At 62.0% G+C, this 20,459-nt stretch carries 13 protein-coding genes; 3 read left to right on the top strand and 10 right to left on the bottom strand.

The annotated features are described in order from the left end of the window. Positions 1 to 65 precede the first annotated feature (65 nt). From BPNPMPFG_RS37305 to BPNPMPFG_RS37295, 3 genes are read left to right on the top strand one after another with little or no spacing between them, the layout of a single operon-like run. The gene (locus BPNPMPFG_RS37305) at positions 66 to 575 is read left to right on the top strand and encodes a DarT ssDNA thymidine ADP-ribosyltransferase family protein (protein ID WP_024927403.1); all 510 of its coding nucleotides are present in this window, start codon (positions 66 to 68) and stop codon (positions 573 to 575) included. Between the two features lies 1 nt (position 576). Next, entirely contained in the window at positions 577 to 1,290 is a 714-nt protein-coding gene (locus BPNPMPFG_RS37300; protein ID WP_258598831.1) for a DarT1-associated NADAR antitoxin family protein, read from the top strand. Positions 1,291 to 1,298: 8 nt separating this feature from the next. After that, entirely contained in the window at positions 1,299 to 1,826 is a 528-nt protein-coding gene (locus BPNPMPFG_RS37295; RefSeq protein WP_258598829.1) for a DUF6650 family protein, read from the top strand. Between the two features lie 43 nt (positions 1,827 to 1,869). Here BPNPMPFG_RS37295 and BPNPMPFG_RS37290 read toward each other — a convergent pair whose 3' ends face one another. The 10 genes from BPNPMPFG_RS37290 to BPNPMPFG_RS37240 form a co-directional block, all read right to left on the bottom strand. Continuing rightward, positions 1,870 to 2,337: a hypothetical protein gene (locus BPNPMPFG_RS37290; RefSeq protein WP_258598828.1), complete on the bottom strand. Its 468-nt coding sequence runs from the start codon at positions 2,335 to 2,337 to the stop codon at positions 1,870 to 1,872. A gap of 32 nt (positions 2,338 to 2,369) precedes the next feature. Then, positions 2,370 to 3,806 carry an IS701 family transposase gene (locus BPNPMPFG_RS37285; RefSeq protein ID WP_258598528.1) on the bottom strand — a complete coding sequence of 479 codons (1,437 nt, stop codon included), beginning with the start codon at positions 3,804 to 3,806 and terminating at the stop codon, positions 2,370 to 2,372. Positions 3,807 to 4,894: 1,088 nt separating this feature from the next. Beyond that, complete coding sequence (locus BPNPMPFG_RS37280; RefSeq protein ID WP_258598826.1) at positions 4,895 to 5,536, bottom strand: hypothetical protein; 642 nt, start codon at positions 5,534 to 5,536, stop codon at positions 4,895 to 4,897. 64 nt (positions 5,537 to 5,600) lie between these two features. After that, positions 5,601 to 5,876 carry a hypothetical protein gene (locus BPNPMPFG_RS37275; RefSeq protein WP_258598824.1) on the bottom strand — a complete coding sequence of 92 codons (276 nt, stop codon included), beginning with the start codon at positions 5,874 to 5,876 and terminating at the stop codon, positions 5,601 to 5,603. Between the two features lie 294 nt (positions 5,877 to 6,170). Next, entirely contained in the window at positions 6,171 to 9,563 is a 3,393-nt protein-coding gene (locus BPNPMPFG_RS37270) for a UvrD-helicase domain-containing protein (protein ID WP_258598822.1), read from the bottom strand. Continuing rightward, complete coding sequence (locus BPNPMPFG_RS37265) at positions 9,563 to 12,220, bottom strand: PD-(D/E)XK nuclease family protein (RefSeq protein WP_258598820.1); 2,658 nt, start codon at positions 12,218 to 12,220, stop codon at positions 9,563 to 9,565. Before BPNPMPFG_RS37265 ends, BPNPMPFG_RS37270 begins: the two co-directional genes overlap by 1 nt. Positions 12,221 to 12,439: 219 nt before the next feature. After that, complete coding sequence (locus BPNPMPFG_RS37260; protein WP_258598818.1) at positions 12,440 to 12,880, bottom strand: ubiquitination-like system serine protease family protein; 441 nt, start codon at positions 12,878 to 12,880, stop codon at positions 12,440 to 12,442. Next, entirely contained in the window at positions 12,877 to 14,049 is a 1,173-nt protein-coding gene (locus BPNPMPFG_RS37255; RefSeq protein ID WP_258598816.1) for a ThiF family adenylyltransferase, read from the bottom strand. Before BPNPMPFG_RS37255 ends, BPNPMPFG_RS37260 begins: the two co-directional genes overlap by 4 nt. Beyond that, complete coding sequence (locus BPNPMPFG_RS37250) at positions 14,024 to 14,770, bottom strand: multiubiquitin domain-containing protein (protein WP_258598814.1); 747 nt, start codon at positions 14,768 to 14,770, stop codon at positions 14,024 to 14,026. The genes BPNPMPFG_RS37255 and BPNPMPFG_RS37250 overlap by 26 nt, the downstream gene beginning before the upstream one ends. A gap of 80 nt (positions 14,771 to 14,850) precedes the next feature. Beyond that, a complete protein-coding gene (locus BPNPMPFG_RS37240; protein WP_319946051.1) occupies positions 14,851 to 20,058 on the bottom strand; it encodes a DUF4011 domain-containing protein in 5,208 nt (1,735 codons plus the stop codon). Positions 20,059 to 20,459 lie beyond the last annotated feature (401 nt).

Raw genomic sequence — 20,459 nt, 5'->3', positions numbered from 1 at the left:
GGCTCGGATCATGGCGTTCGGGCGATGACTGCCGTAAGATTCCACCGGTGTGGGCGGAGGGGAACATGGCAATTGATACTCTTGAGAAGGTGCCGCTGCTCTATCACTTCACCGATCGGAGGAACCTGCCGGTGATTAAAGAAATGGGAGGACTCTATCCACTCGCGCAGCTTGACCAGAAGAAGGTCAAGGTTCCGGCACCGGGCGGCAATGAATGGAGTCGGGACGCCGACGCGTTGAAGGGAATGGGCAACTACGTCCACCTTTGCTTTCGTAGCACCCATCCGATGGAGTACGTTGCCCGGCAGGATGGGAGGATCACGGACACGATCTTTCTGCAAATACACCCCTCGGTGATGCAGTTCACGGGTGTTCGTTTCACCAACGATGTCGCGAACAAAGCTGGCGTCGAATCGGTTCCTATCGGAGAGGCTGAACCGCTAATCGATTTTGAGATACTTTACACCCGAACGGACTGGAAGGACCCGGCGATTAAGGCGCGTCTCACGCAGGCGGAGAAATACGAGGTGTTGGTTCCCCATGTCATCCCGCTCGGCTTAATAAGGAACATTTAGAATGGCTGAGAGACCCGTCTTTATCCCTGCGACTGAGGACGAAGGTTACGTCAGGCGATTGGATTTCGAAATTCCGTGGGCCGGTGGCTTCGCTGAAGTTCAGAAGAAGAAGAATATCCGGTCGCTGCATGAGGCCGCCAAGAAAGCCGGATATGCGCCGCTGCTAGAAGTGTCTAGCAAGTCTGATGAAGTCGCCGGTCGGCATCTTAGCGCGTTTCACCTGCGCGTGATGACCAGCATCGGCGAGATACCGCTGGAGAACGCCTTTCAGGGAAGTAAGGTATTCGAGCGCGGCGGGCCGTACACCGATCTGTACGAGGTTGAACCGCGCGATGCGAAGCGCGAGCCACGACTCCGCGATTCCGGCGCACTGGTGGGCTTCAAATTCGACGGCTTCGAGTTCCCGCTAGAACCCACGACCGTGTTCTACGATTGGCTTTATCTCAATGCCATCTTTCCTCACCGTGTATGGCTCAAAAATCGAGTGGATGGCGAAATGCAGTATGCCGGTTTCACTGACATAGAGTTCAACCCTAGCAAGTCGGTCAATTGTCAGGCGAAAACGTGCGCTCTGTTCGTAGTGCTCATGAGGGAGAACAAGCTGGAGCGCTACCTGAAAACGCCGGAGGTTTTCATTGCCGCGATGGCTGCTCATTCGCTTCGGCCGACCGAGCATCAACCTCATTTGAAGCAGGCCAGACTTAGGGTCGGCTAGGAGGCGGTATGCGCAATTTCTTCCGCAAGAGCAGCAAGGTCACTGCCGAGACCGCACGCCGGGTAACCGGTATCAGTACACCTGTCTTCGGCGTGTCTTGGTCGGACCCCGGCCCCTCAGAGACAGAAATCGTACGCCGCTTCCTCGTGTTTCTCGAAGATCGACGCGTCCTCTACAATCCCTTCGATATGGAGACCGAGGCAGAGGTGGGTCATTCGATCCACCAGATACGCGAGGAAGGCACCAAGACTCTTCAAGCGCTTTCCGCCGACGCGTTCGCCGTCGTGCCTCTTCGCGCGATCCGTGAAGCCGGGCGACGGTTCCATGATGAGCAGCACGAGGATTATCGCCACTTCGATTATCAGTGGCGCGGAAGCCATGCCCGTCCGGGCTTCTTTGTGGCGTTGGGAGCGTTCCGGGCAACCGTAGGGCACCAAGTGGCGGCGCTGGCAGGTTGCTACGGGATCGATGTCGAAGGCCCTCTGGCGTCCATCATGCCGACCCTTGGGGAGGCATCACAGTTGGCCGACGAGTAGCAAGGGCCTACGGCATCGGACCTTCCATCGGCCGTGTCGGCGTTCAGCCCCGTTTCGATTGGTCCGTAATGATTTTTAAGAGGTAATCAGCGTCTACGACGTGGATGTGTTGTGCGCCAGCGCGCACCACGATTCCATCCAGTACGATTTCCAAATTCTCCAATTCGCCAGTCAGCGAAAACACCGCTCCGCCGCTGTAGCCGTCGACAACCGGCCGCTCGCGGACATTAAGGTAGCGCCGGTAAAATTCGACATTTGTCAGGTAGCTCTTGTCTAGATCGCAGTCAGAGATCGCTCGCTTGATGTGAATGGAGCCAGGTTGTTCGGGGACGAAACCTTCTAGGTACTCATCCATCACGCCTTCGATTGTCGGGTAGCCGACCAAGAAGGACTTGACCCGGTTGGCCCTAGAGAATGGCGCAAGAGGATAGAAAAACGGCTGGTCAGAATGCTGAGTTTTCCAAGTGTCCGCCGCCTTGAAAAGCAGGACGTCGTGGTACTCTTCGTCCACATTCGAAAGTTCGAAGATGCAGGCCTTTAGTACTACTGCGTCATAAAGTGCGAACGTGACGCGGACTGTCCATTGGCCTTATGCAGCACGGACATCGTTGCAGACGGTTGGCCAGGGCCACAGTCAGGCGTCGCCTGAGGGTTGGGATCGAGGTCGGGACGTGCCGCTCTGGTCGGATCGGAGGATCCGCGGGGTCGATGACCGTCGGGAAGACCAGGTGTTTGGCGGCCTTGGGCGCGAGTTGGAGTTGAGGGGGGAATCGTCTCCCTCAGAGAGACCAGGAAGCCATAGGCGGCGATACAGAGGCTGGCGTGGTGGTGGAAGCCCCGCCACCCTCGGCCTTCGTAGTGGCCCAGTCCCAACTCCTGCTTGAGTTCCTGATAGTCTCGCTCGATCCGCCAACGCAGCTTGGCGGCATCGACCAACTGGGTGATCGTAGCGTCGGCCGGCAAGGTGGAGAGCCAATACTTGCTCGGCTCGACCTCGCCTTCAGGCCACTCGATCAGGAGCCACTCTTCGGCGTGAGCCTCGGGCCGATTGTAGTCCCTGGATGCCGGCCGCAAGCGCACGGCGGCGAAGCGGGAATTGAGCTCGGTGTTGGTTCCTTCACGCCAGGCGATCGTGCGCCAAGTCTCGGCGTCGAACTCCTCGGCCAGGGCCTTGGCCGAGATCGGCTTGTGATTGTCGGTTCGGCCGACTCGAGACGGCGGCCGGCCTCTTCCGCTCCAGGGCTTGGGCGGCAGCGGGCTCTCGCCTGGGCGCCAGACGCTGAGTGTGGGCTGAACGCCGACAACATAGGTCAGACCGAGCTCGGACAGGCCCGCGCGGAAACCGCCGTCGGCGCCATATCCGGCGTCGGCCAGAACCACGCCGGGCGCGACGCCTTCGGCCATGGCCGTCCTGATCTGCTCGAGCGCGATCTGCGGCTTGGTCCGGAACGTGATCTCCGCCGGAATCTTGGCCTTCTTGCGTTGTTCGGGATCCTCCGCCCAGCTGTGCGGGAGATACAATTCGTAGGCGATCGGAAGCGAGGCTGCGTCATTTGCGATCGATAGGCTAACCGCAATCTGACAGTTGTCCTGCTTGCCCAACTGGCCGCAATACTGGCGCGCTACGCCCACCGAGTGCTTGCCCTTCTTGGGAAAGCCCGTGTCGTCGACGATCCACGCCCGGATCGGTCCACGCTGCTCGATCCGTGGAAGAACCCAGTCGCGAACCCGTGCTAGCAAGGCCGCGTCCGACCACGGCGCCTGTCCCACGAAATGCAACAGAGACTGATGCTTGGCCGCTACCCGCGACGGCGCCGTGACAGCCGCCAACGGTTCCACGCTCTTGCGCTCGATCGGCATCAGGAGTCCCAGGCAATAATCCTTCAGCGGCTCAGCGCGGTCGGCGTGGCCGATCACCCCGATCAAAGCATCGACATAGGCGTCGAATGCGGCTTCACTCTCGGCTGTCCAGTCGGGCATGGCGGGGCGCTTCCCTGATCACGAAGCAGCACCCTAACAAATCCCCGACCAGCGCGAATCCCCCCGCAGCCGCGACTTTCTGACTCAGTAAGATTAGTGGGATGTTTGAAAGTAGCCCCTTGCCGCTCCCTATCCTGATCGTATCGAGAATGTCCGTTGGCACGCTTGCACCACGGGCTATGCCCAACTGATGTCTCGTGGCGACGACGTAGTTCACACCCGCATATCGGACCAACGTTGCTGAGCCAGCGCGCCCTAGCGGAAGCGACCGGTCGCTGGCCTCATGAAAGACCATGCGACAGGATTGCGTGATTGTCTCGTAGACATCTCCGGCTTAAGAAAAAGCCGTCCTACTTTGACGGCATTGATGCCGGGGTAATCTCGAATGAACATCACGGTCGACTTTCCAAAGGCGGGCTTTTGTCGACGATCTTCCCCGCTTCCTTCCGAGATTGATCAGATCTTCGCGAACGCATTCGGTCGCAATCATCACGCCGTAGCAAATCTCCGAAAGATCGTGCCGACTGAGGCGAATTTGCTCCCCGAGGCTAAACACCGTTGCTCAACTTCCGCGTAAAGGATCGCTTCTCCCTTTTCGACATAAGGCGGTTCGTCACGATACGGCGCGAAGGTTGCATCGCGTCCATCCTCCAGCTGTGCGCCAGCGTAGTACGAACGGCTCCTCTAGCGGGCCGGTGTCTTCCAAACTCACGATGCCCCTGCGATGTGCCATGCAATTCCGCGCGCTCTTCAAGGACACAAACATCGGTGAAAACCCTCCGTCTAGCCCAAGCGTCTTTGTAAGCGCCGCAAGCTGAGCCTCCACTCCGCCGCGATCGAATTTTCGTATCGCCTTGTCGTGACACCCCTTAAGCACCGTGCCCCGTTCAAGGATGTACGCGATCGAAAACACCGCCACGAGGAACACTGAGAAGGTCTCAACCAAATCTCGAAATCCGTTTGTGACCGTCCAACTTTCGAATTCGCGAACGAACGCTTGGCTAGTTTCGACGGTCGCTTCCTGCGGCATGATAATGAACTGCGCCTTGTCATCTGTACGTGCGAGACAGGAGGGTCGATGCGCGCGGCTACAACGTATCTGCGAGCCGGTTGGCCACCACACGGTCCAGAAGTTCGGCAAAGCGGTTATTATCCTGAGCCATCTTCCAGAAATTCACGAACCGGCAGACGAGCTGAACATTGCCGATCGAATAGTGGCCGTAGCTGTCAATCCGGTCCGGAGAAACGAGCATATCGCTATCGCAATCGTCCTGCCCATGCAGATGCATCGTAAGGCCGGTGATAGCGCATTTCCCCTTCTGCTCCTCGTAGAGGTTGGCAAGATGAGCCTTCATCTCGGCCTCGGAACAATGGAGTTCCTTGTTCTTCAAGGTTTTGAAGACCTTCTGACCATTCGAATTCGCAACCGCGCCCGTGATCGAGAGCATGAGGTTTGCGAGAGTGAGCTCATGCAGCGACACGCTCGATCCGAGGGCCTTCCCTTTGTGCACGCCGAGGCGTTCTTCCCACTTTGGGCGCGAATGCCACGGAGTGAGGTCACCTCCGGCGATGAGGGACTGTACATAGGCCTTCATATCCGCATTGGCGACGCTGAACATCGCTGCCATTGAGGAGATATAGTCCTTCGCCACGGGATGGATCGTCTTCCATGACAACGGCTTCATTTTCTTGTCATGGCGGGACCACTTGGTAACAGGCTTCGCGAGCATAACACTGTCGGGAGCGGAGTGATCAAAAACCGGATCGGCACTCGTCGTCTGGGCCCAATAGAGACTAATCCTTGTCTCTGTGGAGCCAGAGATCGCCTTCACTGCGCGTCAGGTCGTTACCTCGATTGAACCAGAGCGTCGCCCGACCTTTGACGTCGGCCTCTGAGTCGTCTTTGGCGGCGTCAGCTTTCGTAACCTCCAGATAGCTATCATAGTCTTCTGCGCGCCACGGATCAAAATAGGTCTTGCCAAATTCGAGGGCTACGAGGCTCTCGCTGAGGCACCGAGACCAAAGGCTGTTTTCGTTCCCCGTCATGATGACATAGATTTTGCCTGCCAAGTCGCTCCCCCAATGTACCCAGTCCTCATGCCTTTTACCGACGGCGTACTGAGGCTCGGTTAAGCCGACCAATCAATCCAGACATCTCATGCTAATGTATCTGTTGCTCTTCAAGTCCGCCGTCGTGGGGATCTGCGACAGAACTCAGCCAATCAGTGAGATCACGGCAGCCGGTATTGAGCCTTTGCATTCGTCAGAAAAAACCGAGAGGAGGCGGCAGATCGTCGATAGCGGCGGCAAGCCCTCAATGCGTCGACCGTCGCTAGACGTTGACGGCATGCACAGTCCCTCCGATCAGGCCGCCATCGGCTGGGCTGTCGGCCCGACACCGATCACCGCACCTGTGGTCATTAGCACGATCAGACCGCGCTCGGCTCCGGTCATGTCGAGATAGGCTCGAACCTGCGCGCGGTAGTGGTCGAGTGTCTGGGGATCGGGCGCCACATCGCTCTTCCAATCGACGACGACGGCTGGACGGCCTTCAGACGTCAGAGTTAGGGCATCCGCGATTCCAGTCGTTGCCGTTTCCATCCTATCGTCCGCATGCGCGGCGTAGACGGGAAACTCGGCCAGGAGAGCCGGCCGCAAGGCCGCGATTTGGGGCAGGGCAAGGGTCTGGACGACACAGCCCGCCAGTTCCTCGGCAGACAGTCCCGTCGCCGGGTCGGCGACCGGAAACCGGCCGAGGGCGCGGATGAGTATGGTGGCTCGGTCTGCAAGGGCTGCCTTTGCCTCATTGGTTTCCCTGGTCAGCACCTCTTCCATGAGCTTGTGCAGGATCAGTCCGCGTTCGCGGCTTCCTTGAACCAGAACAGCGGCTTGCAGTTCGGCTGGCTGGTCATCAGCCGATCCGGCCCAGATCCCGGCCTCTTCTTGCTGCAGCACCGCTCCGGCGGTGTTCTCATCCCGGCTGGGCGCAAGCCAGATCAGCCGCGCCTGCCGCTCGGTAACGGCTTCGGCTTCCGTGGCGAAGATTGCGCGAGTTTGGGTATTGGCCGCTCCGTTGGCTGCCGTCGCGACGTCGGCGGGTAGATGCGAGAGGTCCAGGCCGGGGAGTTCGGCCAGCGAAAGATCGACGAGACCGATCCAGGCGGACTTCGACGGCGTTGTGTCGAGCCGGGGCAGGACGAGAAGTTCGCGGGCGCGCGTGGCGGCCACGTACCAGAGGCGAACGCGCTCCCGATCAAGCTCGTCTTTCTCAGCCTGGCGCGCGACTTCGTAGCCGTCCGGCGCGACGCCCAGGACCGGGCAATAGAAGGTGTCCGTCTGACGGTCGATGACCGCACTGTCGGGCGCCATGACGCCCGTCATGGTGTTGACCGGGATGACGATTGGCCACTCGAGGCCTTTGGCCGCGTGCATGGTGAAGAGCGCGACGGCTTCTTCCTGCGCATCTGGCCGACCCTCCACTGCGCGCGCCTCGTCGGTCCAGGCTGCGGTCATCGCCTCGGCGAAGGAGCGAAGACCGCGAACGGAGTAGCTGGTCGACAGGCTCAAATAGAGATCAACATTGGCGAGCGCGCGTTCGGCCTGGCCGCGATGACGCGCGAGAAGGAGCGGCCGAACTCGCATCATGTCCACGGCCTGCGAGAGCAACTCGTGCGGCGTCGTGCTGTTGCTGCGGCGGTAGAGCGTCTGCAGCTTTTCGATGGTCTCTCGTGCAAGCGGATGAACGATGGCGGCGGGATCGACGCCGAGGTCGAGACGGGGAATTCGGTCGGGCTGTTCTTCGGAACGCGGCAGCGCCCAGACAATGTCCAGAAGTTCCTCTTCGGTGAGGCCGACTAGCGGGCCGCGCAGCAGCGAGCCAAGCGCCAGCGTGTCGCGCCGGTCGGTGAGAACGCGGGTCAGCGCGATCAGGTCCTGGATTTCCTGGCGGCGGAAGAGACCCTTGCCGGCTTGTGTCGCCACCGGAATGCCGCGACGTTCGAGCGCCTCCTCATAGCGCCACAGCTCTGCGCCGGTCGGGGCCAGCAAAGCGATATCGCCGGCCTGGCAAGGACGTTCCGTCCCACTGCGCCGGTCGACAATCGGATGAGTATCAATCAGGCGCGCGCACAGATCGGCGATGGCATCGGCCTCGGCATCGCGCTGCCGCTCGGCGCTGGCCTTGCCGTTTTCGTCCGCCACGGCCACGTCGAGGGCCGCCACGCACAGGTCGCCGCGATCGTCGTGAAAAGGGTCGAGAGCGGTAAAACCGGGCTGGCCATCGGCCGAGAGCACCGCCTCGAAGCGCTCGTTGACGAAGGTGAGGATCGAGGCGCAGGAACGGAAATTGGTGGAGATCGACAGAAGGCTGTCGGGGTCCTGCGTGCGAAAGGCATCGCGAGCCTGCACATAGGCGCCGACGTCGGCGCCGCGGAAGCGATAGATTGCTTGCTTGGGGTCGCCGACCAGAAACAGCGCGCCCGGCCGGATCCGGAACCGTGTCCAGTCGTCAACGTCGTCGACCGGATCGCCGCACAGCCGCCAGAAGATCTCGGTTTGCAGGGGATCGGTGTCCTGGAACTCATCGACGAGGACACGCGCGAAGCGCTGTCCCAGCGCGCGCCGGACATCGTTATGGTCGCGCAGCAGGTCGCGCGCCGCGAAGATCAGGTCATCAAAGTCGAGCTGGGCGCTCGCCCGTTTGTAGTCGCGATAGCGCTGCAGGATCGGACGCGCGTCGTCGATCAGCGCCTCCAGAACCTGGCCGGCCGCGGCTTGAAGAAGCAAACCCCAAGCCTCGCAGCAAGCGTTGTAGCAGACCTCCGCTGCATCGTTCAGCCGATCTCCATCGGCCTTGGAGAGGCCAGCCTGCTTCGCCGCGGCAGCCCATTTGCCCTTCTTGCGATAGGAGGCAAAAGCGCCTGCCTTGGTGCAAAGATCCGGGTGCGGACGCAAGGTCAGAAGCTGGACCAGGCCGGAGGGCGTCGCGGGATCGGGACCGGCAGCCAACGCGGTCGCCATCTCGGCCAGCCGCTGGACGATCGCGAGCGTTTCCGGCTCGGTCGCCGCTGCGCTGCGCATGAAGGCCGCGAAATCCGCCGTCGCCTGCCGAAAGGCTGTCAGATGACCGTCAAGCGGCGATACGGGCGGCGCTGCGAGGGTGCGGCAGCGGCGCAGATTCTCAGCGATCTTGTGGACGAGCGCCACGGTTTCACCGGGGCTGTGCAGCACCATTTCGGCTAGGATGCCGTCCTGATCGCCGGACAGACGCTCGCGCAGCCAGCCATCGACGATCTCAAGGAAGGTGAGATCGGCCTGGTTGCGGTCCATGACGCCGGCGCCGGGATCGATGTCGGCTTCGGCCGGATAGGGCTTTATCAGACGCTGGCAGAAGCCGTGAATGGTCGAGCAGGTGATTTCGTCGATCACGGCGGTCGCGGCGGCGAGATTGTCGCGCTGCGCCTGCGATAAGCCACCGGGCAGCGTCACGCGCAGCTCGGTCGAGATGTTGCTGACCGCAAGATCGGCAACAATTTCGCGCACCCGCGAAAGCAGCTCACTGGCTGCTAGCTCTGTAAAGGTGACGGCGGCGATGGCGTGCGGGGGAACGCCCTCCGCGAGCATGACGGCGATGCGTCCGGCCATGACGGCAGTTTTGCCGGAGCCTGCGCCAGCTTCGACCAGGATCGAGCGATCATGGAGACTGATCGCGTCGCGTCGCGCGTCGTCATCCTTAAGGGCCCTAGACACGCTGCTCATTATTCCGCCTCCCAGATTTGAGTGACCTGACCGAGCCGTTCGGTCGCGGCCGGCATCTTGCGTTTGCAATAGGTGGCGCTGGCATTCGCCGGCAGGGCAAAGGCGAGATCGTCGTAGTCGCCGCCGGTGTCGGGGCCTGGCAGCGCGGCACCGCCGGCGAAGCTGCTCCTCGCCGCGCGCAGATAGTCAGTGATCTCAGCGAGGACCGCGTCCGGATCTTCGAGCTGGAGGTTGATTGGCTCACGCGGGTAAAGCAGCGAGGCGCTGATCGTGACATCATCGCCCAGCAGCGCCTTCACCGCGAAGGCATAGAGGCAGCGCTGAAGCTCGCGGCCGCCGTTCAGCCGGATGTCGCCTCGCGGAGGACGGCCGGTCTTGTAGTCGCGGACCAGCGCGCGCTTGCCGTCGCCTGCGATGTCCAGCCTGTCAATATAGCCGGCGATATTGAAACCCGTGTCGGGAATCGTGACCGGCACATTGGGATCCCACGGCGTCTGCGCGTCCGACTTGGGCTCGGCCCCGCCGAACGGCACCTCGCTATAGGAGCGGGCACCCGGCAGCAGCACATCGCCATAGGCAAGAGCCCGCTCCGCCGTCAGCCGGGCATCACCCAGGGTGCGCCCCCAGATGACGGCCGGCGGGACCGCACGTTCGCTTTCCCAATCGGCGGCGACAAGCGCCGCGGCCCGGTCAACCGTCGCCGTGATCGCCGCAGCGTCGGCGGACACCAATCCACCGGCGCTCTCCAGATCGCGTAAGGCGCGATCGAGAACCATGTGAACCAGATCGCCGACGCCGAGCGCGTCAAGCACGAGCGGTTCGATGGTGCTTTCTGGCACGCGCCAGCCGAAGGCATAGACCCAGGCAAAGCTCAGCGGGTTGCGCAGCAGACGCCGGAGTGAGCTGGCCGATTGGGTGCGGGCCAGGATTGCGAGAATGAGCGGATGGTCGGGCCGGATGAGGCCGTCATGCGGCGTGATCTCGGTGTGCCGCCAGTCGCGCCAGCAGCCTTGCGCGCTGAGCGCCTGCCGGTCGGCGCTAAACTCCTGCGGCCTCGCCATGAGGCGGTCGGTTTCGCTAAACGCATGGATCGGAACGGCGTTGCGACGGAGATAGATTTCCTGACCGTGCGCAGCGAGGAGGGGGCTGCGTCCCAGCAGCCGTCCGTCGCTGTCGCGACGGGCGCGCGAGAGGACGACTTCGCCGGTCGTCGTTGCCAGGATCGTCTCGAAGTCTCGGCGATCGGCCAGGCTCACCGGGAGCGGGTCGAGCTCGGCAGTGGGGATGATATGGTCCGGGATCAGCCGGTCCTCGGCAATTCCGCGCGGCCAGTGCGAAGAGTTGAGGCCGATCAGCCGCACAAAGCGCCGCGGCGAGCCTGCTAGCGCGCTAGCAGGCATCCAGCCGACGGACACGCACGCCTCCAGCCCGTCATCCTGCTTCAGGGTTTCGAGGGTGGTGTCGATCGAGGCCGCCGGCCCGGCGAGGAGGCCCTTGCGCCAGATGGCGAGCGCGCGGCCCTTAAGAAAGGCCTCACCGATCTCCGGTGCTGCGTCGGCCCCCTTGGTGAGAAGGTCGATGGCCGCGCGCAAGGCCGGGGCGTGATCCGCGTCGTCCGGCCAGTCCTCGGGCTTCAATCGCGCCAGCAGGCGGTCCCAGGCGTTGGGCGTCGACATCGGCGCATCGGCTGGCAGGATCCGCAGCCAGCCTTCGGGAAGTGACGCAAAAGGCGTGGAATCCCGACACAGGGCGGCGAGACGACGGATCCGGGACTGCGACAGGCCGCGAACGACGATGTCGGCTAGCGCGGCGGCGGCCTGGCCATCACGGGTGGTGACGGTCTTGACGCCTTGGACGAAGTGCAGGTCGATGTTGGCGTCCGCGCGCAGGCCGAGGATGTGATCGTCGTAGTCGGCGGGCGAGGCCGTGGCGATCGCGATATCGGACGGCGCCGCGCGCCCGGAGGCGAGAAGCGACCGCGCCCAGCGCATGGCCTCGATGGCTTCGTGATAGGCCGTAGCCGCGCTGACGGTGCTGACTTCCGGGGTCTGCGAAGGCGCGCGCAGCACTGCGACACCCGTGCCCTCCAACCAGGCCGGCGTCGGCCTCGGCCCGGCCGTCCATCGCACGGGAATATGCGCGGTGAGCGCTTTCAGGAGCGGCCGCCAGCAGGGCGAGAGTTCGGTGAGGCCAGCGATCTCCATCGGGCCGAGAACGGCGGGCGCATGGGTGATACGGCTGGTAGCGTCGGCGACGATGTCGATGGGCCGCATCATGGCGGCTGGTAGCTGCGCCAGGACCGCCGACTCCAATCGAGCGATGGCGTCGAGTCGCGGATGCTCGACCGCGCGCGCTGCAAGGTCGATACCAGCGCGCCAGGCCTTGTGCAGGGTGTCCGCGGCTGCGTCTATCATCCCGGGCAGCGACTTGATGCTCTCCAGCTCGCCCATCGGCGTTGCCGGCAGGACCGTCTGGATCGCCACGCGAACGCTTTCATCATCAATTGGGCGGACGAAACCTCCAGCGAGCCGCACCGCCGCCTGCTCGAACGACATGACCTGCAGGCCATGACGGCGGTCGCGCGCCGCCGCCAGGCGGCCTTCCCGCATGGCGAGGCGGCCGTGAACGACGAGGGTGGATCGGCCCGAGATGGCCATTGTGGTTCCCTCCTTTCGAGGTCAGTTCTCATTCGGGCGCCGGCTCAGAGCCGGGGCTGCCGCGCTGGCGAGCGCGTGACTGTTGCGTGGCGGTATTATTTTGGCGGGGCTACTTTGTGGGAAGTCTGTCAAACCCGTTCAGAGAGGCTCTCTATAACAGGTAGACAGTAGAATACCGGGCGAGATGCTTCTGATGGAATGTAATCCACAAGTTTATCGTTAGAATCGACCAGATATATGGCTCCAAAGGCGCCGCCAGAAGCCTGGTGTCGCCTTGGGCGGAGCAGGTTGAGCAGAAGGCTCGACCGTGGGCGATTGCCCGTAGAAACGAGCTTTGGCGGCACGATCACGACTGCGCTCGGACTCCACCTGCTCGTCGCTCCACGGGCCGGCTTCGACCACCTTGCCGCGGTCGATCACATAATGTGACCGGCACTTCAACGTCCAGTTGCCGATCGACGGATGAAGCGAGATAGTCTCACCGTCGAAGGTCATCTTCCAGTCCGTCGGCGTGAACGGCGTGACAACTTCCTCGCCGCAACCGCAGCAGCAGCTGTGGGCCGATGTCGCATATTCCATCGACAGGTACAGCACGCCTGCCCCAAGGCGCTCAGGGATGTGGTCGACGAAACGATGCTCGAGTCGCTTGTGCCGTATCACTTGAGATCCCCATTGATCAGCATGTTGCCGTCGGTGGTGTAAGTGCAGTGATGCTCATGTTCGAGGTCTCGGTAGAAGCCGCGGATTTTCTTCCACTTCACCACTGCCAGGACAGCATTCAGGGCATTGAGATCCGCAACCTGAATGTTCGATGCATAAATGGCCTCCACGCCGCCACCGACGAATGAAATACGCTGAGGCACATGATCCCGCTTCTGAGGCGTGCTGGCGGTCACCCGAAGGATGCCGCCGAGTGATCCTTCGTCGAGCTCAAGGCCCATGCCGACATCGACGAACGCAGCGCCAATCGTCTCGAGCTTCTCCACGATTAACCGCTTCGCGTCACCGGCATCGAGGGACAGGAACGCGAAGGTGACGCCGTTGAGAAGCTCGAGGTTGGCCGGGCCGAGCGCCACGTCATGCGCCACAATGTTGCGATGCATCCGGCTATAGATACCCTTCAGATATTCGACTTTCTTTGGCGCCTCTCGCAGTTCCTCCAGGCTCGGAGCGCCCGGTGCCCGAAACGCGTTGTGGGTCAAGAACTCGTCGCTGTCGAAGAGTCGGATCTCGCGAACCGGCGTCTTGGCGACGAAGTCCAGAATGTAGCCGCCAGTGCCGCCGACGCCAATGATGGCAACCCGCTCGCTGGCCAGCCGCTCGGCCAAGGCGCCGATCCCGACACGGTCGGAGGCTGTCTCGACATAATTGAAGACGCTGTCCTCCTCCGCTTCAGGCTCACGGATGGTGCGGGCCGTTGTGCCGGGGTTCAGCACCGCGGCCGGACCGGCGATGATGTTGGCGTAGCTGGTCATCTTGTGGTGATAGTCCGTGTAGCCCTCGGCCGGCTTGCTTGAGAAGGCATGCGTCGCCTTCAGGCCATGGCCGAGATCGAAGGCGCCGGTCTGGTGTGCGATGCCCTGGATGGGCGACCCATCGGCGTGACACGGGAAGTCGCCATCCCAGTGGGCGACATGGGTGTCGGGCTTGCGCGTCCGGTCCCCGGCCAGCGTGAGGCTCGAGATCAGGGTGCCGATGCGCAATTGCCGGTGCGCATCGACATAGGGTACCTCGCGCATGACGAGATACCCACCGCGCTGCTGGACAAAGTAGCCCTCGTCCCGCAGCCGCTTGAGGTCCGGATTAAGACTGAACAGTGCGTGTGACATTGAACACCGTCCCCTTCTTCTTGACGTCGACAGAGCCGCCAGCGCCGAGCTCACCGGCGTGCGGTGTCGATGCCGCGTGCCGGTAGGTCATCGAGAAGACGACGTTGGGCTCATGCTGACCCGGAAAGGCGAGCTGGACGATCTGCTCGAACGTCACCGTGCGCGCGTTCACGGCGCGCGGCCGCGAATTGACGATGATCTCGAACGTCAGCCGCGCGGTGATGAACCGCTCGATGCCGGGCTCGGCCAGATCGATCAGCTCACCAAGCTCGATCAAGCGGTCTTCGCCGCCAGGAACCTCAAGGAAAACGCCGTCGCCATCGCCGGGCTTGGCAAGGCCATAGAGCACTACCCCGCTGATGACGGGCTTGCCCCAGCGCAGCTCGTCATCGTTGAGCGTCAGCTTGAAGTCGCGATCAGTCAGGAAGGCGACGAAGCGCTCGGTACCGTGCTCGCGCAGGTCGAAGGGTTCGTCTAGCCGCACGTCTTCAAAATCGCCCGAGGGCAGGACCGCGAAGAGGCTGTAGCCGTCCTGAGGGTCCAGAGCGGCGGCTTCGAGCAGCTGGCGGCCGAGCGGCACAGGATCGCTCACCTGGCGGGACAGGAAGTTGAGATCGCCCTGGGCGAGGAGGAAGCGATATCCCCGCGCCGGACGCAGTGACCGCCCTTCGCGCAGGGCGTCGCCGACGTCGTCGTAGTCGAGAAGTTCTTCAGTGTTCATACGATTAGTCCTTAGGTTGGGCCGAGGCGGGGCCACGGCTCTAAGGGTCCAATCGGATCGAGATTCGCCGACCGGTAAGGTCAGGCGAACTTTTTTTGCAAGGGGCCGTCGGGTGTCGGTCCGCAGATGAAGAAGGCCGGGCAGTTCGGACAGGTGCGCGATGAGACCTCGGCCGGGAACCGTCCAGCGCGGATGTCGCCGAGAAACTTTGAAAGCTTGTCCGTGCGTCCCTTCAACTCGCGGTCTGAGAGGGAAAGCTCGGATGCCTCGCCGTCGGAGAGATGGACGAGCTCCGCAACAGCACCTGGATAGGCCTGTTTGACCGCCAGGATCAGCGCCGCGGCGCCGACATCCTTGCTCTCGGCCGATCGCATGTGACCCGTGCGGACGCGGCGCACGGCGCGGATGCCGTCCGGCCGCATCAACACCTCGTCCGGCTCGACGAGGATTTCTTCGCCGCCGAGGTTGATACTGACCGCCACCGGCGCCTCAGCGATCGCTCCTGCGCGGCCCGACAGAAAGAAACGCAGCATCGCCGATGCGAGATCGCGGAATTCAGCGCGATAGCCATGCTCGCCTAGTCCCTCGTCGGCAAGCGCAGTATCGGTGCGATCAGTGAGTTCCTGCTCGGTCACAGGCACGTCCGACGCGATTACCGCCTCGACTACCGAGCGAACCGCCTCGTGCAAGTGCATAAAGGCCGTAGTGGTTCGGCGCCCACCGACGTGCAGGACATGGGTATAGAAAAAGCGGCGCGGGCAGGATTCATACAGAGCGATTTGCGGAGCTCCGAAGCGCAACCGCCCGTCGATGACCAATTCGACTCCCCGCGCTTCCGCCGCCACCGGAAGCGGCCGCGCTGGGACAACCGAGCGCCGTGTCAAGGCGCTCCCGAGGCGGTCGAGGAATGGCGAAAGCGGTCGACTGTGACCGTTGCTCTTCTCTGTCGGCGCATAAAGGATCAGGCGATCGCGGGCGCGCGACTGTGCCACGTAGAAGAGGCACTCCTGCTCCTCTGCCTGCCCTGCGCGATATGCCTCGAGCGCGCTGCCTTCGGCGCCCGCAATCATGCCGTCGGGCGCTGGACATGGCGGCGCCGGCGGCGTGCGCGGGATCGTATCGCTGTTGAGCCCCGGCATATGCACACCACCGAACTCGAGGCCCTTTGCGCCGTGGATGGTCATTAGACGCACAGCGTCGAGATGTTGAGCGGCCGCCGGCAATTGGCGCAGGTCGCGATCGTCACCGAGACGCACAAGCCTGCGCACACGATCGAGCATGCGCGTGATCGGTAGTCCGCGGCCCGCTGGCTGAACGCGCATGAAGTTGAGAAACTGCCAGATTGCGATGCCGCGCGTACGATCGGCGAGGTCCTCAGACACGCCAAAGCTCGTCGGCATCGCGCCAATCATCTCGCGGATTGACCGGCTGGGCCGCTGCAATTCCATCTGATGACGCAACAGGCCCAACTCGGAATTGCGAGGGACGCTTTGCACAGCCGGCAAACCATGAGCGATGGCACTGATGACGCGGAGGCTCGCTTGAGCGCGGACAAGATCGTCGATTTCCCGGAAATCTTCGATGGCATGCTCGTGCTGGAAGCGCCGGAAATTCCGCAGCACCGGATCGGCATCGAGCGTGGCCGGCAGCCACCAGCGTACATAGGCCAGGCGGAACGCGGATTGAGCCTCGGTGGGCTGCACCAGACCCGCCTCTATATCGTCGACCAGCGCTCCCAGATTCTGGCTCACAGCCCTGCGACGAATGCCGCACCACGATGTCCAGTCTCGCAAGAGATGGCGGGCATCGAGCAAGTCTCCCATCGTGCTCATCAATTCGGTCAGCGGGTTGTCATGTCCTGCCCACGACGGCGCGTTTCCAGCAGGGATCGCAAACCGGGCCTTTGCAGCCTCGAATTCCGCAGTGGCCGCAAGGAAGCGGGCTGCCCCTTGCCGCATCGTACTATCTGCTGCACCGCTTCGCAGGCTCGGTGCGGTTGCTTGCAGAAGTGCTCTGAGATCCTCAGTGCCAAGGCCGGGCAGCCGTAGCGTCTGTCGAAGCCTTTCGGCCATCGAGAGTATCTGCCCGATACGGTGGGTGTCGGTATCAAGACCAGCAAATCCGGTCGGTTTGCCGGATAGGATATTGGCTTCGACAGCAGCGCGGCGGTCCTGCATCACGCGCAACAGCGGCAAGTCCTGCTGAGGATCGGCCATGCCTTCTGTGACATAGGCCTGAAGCAGCTTCTGGACTTTGCGTTTGCCCAACTGACTGTTCGGCCAGAACGCAGCGACGGCTCGTTGCCATTGCTGCTCAATGTCGTCTACCGGTATGCGCGTAACAGCTTCCTGGTCATAGTGTGCCGACAGGCCCGAATGAGACGTGCGGTAGTTCCCGATTGCGTCATTGAGAGCCGCCACGGCTTCCCGCAACTGGGCGAAATCTCGATCAAAGGCGATGCTAAGGTCATAACCGGCAGTGTCCTGGAGTGCCCCCGCCAGTTTTCGCAGCGCTTCGAGCTCGGCTTTTGACGCATCGCCTTTGGCGCGAAGGCCGACGCTCACCAGGAAGGCGTCCAGTGCGGTGGTTAGAACCTCGGACGCACTTCTGAGCGCCTTCGCCGCTTCGAGCAAATTGTCCTGCCAGCCCGACGTCCACTCGGTGACATCTATGAGACGCAGGACCGGTCGCATCTCCACCGACTGAAATGCGAGACCTGTTTCGGCGGCAATATGCTCCAGCGCCAGCCGGTTTGCCTCGTCATGGGAATCGCGCGATGGCCAGGACAATCTCGGAGCGTGCTGCCGCTTGTTCTTGAGAGCGATGCCGAGCGCCAGATAAGGCGTCAGACCATTGACATGGCGCCGATGCAGCGCTTCGACATAGGCGTTAAGTTCGTCGCGGCGCAGGCGAAGCCGTTCGTTGACCGCAATCCATTCGGCTCCGTCCACGCGCACGCTGCTTTCCCAGCTGTTCCTGAGCTGGTTGAGAAAGTTGCGCCGATCCGCCTTGCTGGAATGAAGTTCGAGACAGTGCGCGCCCAGGCCATGTTCGCGAAGGCGACGATAGACGACATCGAGTGCTGCCGTCTTTTCGGCCACAAACAGCACAGTTTTGCCGACTGAAAGACAGTTGGCAATCATGTTGGCAATGGTCTGGCTCTTGCCAGTGCCGGGAGGGCCGATGATGACAAAGTCGCGACCTTCGGCGGCCGCAAGGCTTGCGGCAGTCTGTGAAGAGTCGGCCGGCAACAGCGAAACGATGTCAGACGGAGCATAGTGGTGATCAAGGTCACGTTCGTCTCGGAATGATGCGCCATTGCCCTCGAACGCTATCTCCGGCGTGTCGATCAGATGGCGCACGACACGGTTTTCGCGCAGGGCATCAGTACGCTCGACCAGATCCTTCCACATGAGAAACTTGGCGAAAGAGAAGGTTGAGAGCGCCGTCTCGACCACCACCTCCATGCCGGGCACGTCGCGCACTGCCTGGCGCATAAGACCGAGCAGCCGCGGCACATCAACGCCGCTTTCGTCCTCGGGCAGCTCACCGGAAAACTGTGGCAGTTTGAGCTCGAAGTCGCGTTCGAGAAACTGCAACAAGGTGGCGTTGAATCGCGGTTCATCTTCATGGAAGCGCAAGGTAAAACGCGATGTCGCGCTGCGGCGCTCGATTTTGACCGGTACGAGAAGTAATGGTGCGCGATAGCTGCGCTCGTCCTCGGTCTTCTTCTTCCAGCGCAGGAAGCCAACCGCCAGGAAAAGCGTATTCGCGCCGCCCTCGGCAAAGTCGTTGCGGACTTGCCGGTAAAGATCGATCAGCCGGGATTCCAATTGGCGCCCATCGAGCGTCGACGGGAGCTCGTCGCGCAGAAGCGCTTCCGCGGCAAAGCCTCGCTGGAGGTCCCGTCCGTGCACCTCGCGATAGAGGGCAGCATCGCGCTCGCCCAGTGGATTCTGTTCGGGCAGCGAAATCAGCCGGATCGAAGCGCCTGCCATCAGGCGGTCCTCGAGGTAGCCGACGTCAGTACAAAGAAACGGAATTGTCTTCTTGGAGTCCGGAAAATTGAGCAGGCGGTTCCGCAGTGTCAAGTCGAGGAGCTTTTTCTGCCAACGGTCGATCCGCCCGGCTGCTGACGTCGGCTTCACCTCGACGATGTCGGCAGGCAGGACTGTTGCGGACGGTGCCGTTGGCAGCGGCAGCACGATTTCGGTTGCCACCTCGGTATCCACGCTGCGACGCATCGGTTCGTGCGAGGCAAGCGGTGTAATGCCGCCGCTACGCGAGCGGCGGATATCGATGGCGGCGACAAAGGTGGCTATCTGCGTTTCGTCGAGCCGCTGTTCGATTGCTCGTTGCGCAGCCTCCAGCATCATCGCCGGCCTATGCGTTACGCCGGTCGTCTCAAACACCATCAGTTCGCGCGATGCCAGCGCCTTGCGGATTTCCATGGCATCGGGTTCGATGGCGTTGGCGAGCGTCTTTTGTGTCATCCAGACGCCGACGGCAGCGTGGCCCTGGAACATAAGCACGATTGGGTGCAGGCCCGTCGCCTCCAGGGCGGAGGCGAACAACAGACTGGCATCGAGACAAGTAGCCAGCCTCTCCGCCGTAATTGTTGAGGGGCGTCGGATTTTTTGGCCTCGGCTTTCGAAACTGGCAGGTGGCTCAGCATAATGCAGGGATAGACCGGCAACCGCCGAATAAATTGCGGCCGCCAGCATGAATGCGCGTTCGGGATTGCCGCTTTGATAGCCATCGAGGCTGGAGGCATGACCATGCGCTGCGAGCCGCTCCGCTGCGGAACGCAGCAGTCCTGCGATCGCCGGGTCGTTCGGCATGACGAATGCAGGCAGCAATTGCGCCATATCGATGACGCCACCCCATTCGTCGCGAGCAAGCAGGCGCACCGCAACGCGCTGCTCGGCCAGCACTGCGCCTCCTGAGGTCAGGCGCAACGTTATCTCCCCGCGCTCAGCCTCGTTGAGACCGGCCAGATAGCTGGCGTCGAGATCGATTTTTCGGTCGCTTAAGGGAAGCCGGTCACCAGCAACGATCCGATCAATTATCCAGCTTTTGGCGCGCAAAAAAGGAGGGTTCGATGTCAGCTCGAGAATGCATTTTTCGAAAGCCTGCTGGGTCGGGTTATTGAGCGCGATAGACCGGATCACCGGAATAGCATTTTGGAAGGACGCATATGTAAAGCTGGCGGCGATGTCCGCCACGACTTCTATTACGGGCGCGGCTGATATACCGGCGGCATCGCCAGTGTCCGAACTCGTTTCCATGCCCCGTCCCCTATTTTCATTTACGATAGAACTTTGCGGCCAGAATTTGAAAGTAAATTCTCGGTATGGTCGCCGCTTAGCTCTTCAGCAGCATAAATCTCCGAACTCGAAACGCCTCCGTCAGCTCGACAGTTGTCGACCTCTGCAGGGATTGGTGATCCTTGCCGCCGGTACAGCACGATATTTGTGATGAGGCAGTTGCTCGAGGAGCTTTCGAGGCAGCCGCGCTTGCTTCCACGTTTCGTTGAGCCGCGCTGATCGCTCGCTTGAGGCCGGACTGCGGCGTTCGTCCGGACAACGAACTGGTGGGTCTTTGGTCCGACTCCTTTCAAGACCAATGGCGGGTCGCCCCTTTTGGCTCGAAGCAAACAATCGCAGGTAAGGCGAAGGATGACCGCTTT

The sequence above is a fragment of the Mesorhizobium sp. AR07 genome (genome assembly GCF_024746815.1).
Taxonomy (GTDB): domain Bacteria; phylum Pseudomonadota; class Alphaproteobacteria; order Rhizobiales; family Rhizobiaceae; genus Mesorhizobium.
This window is presented reverse-complemented; position numbering and strand designations above follow the sequence as displayed.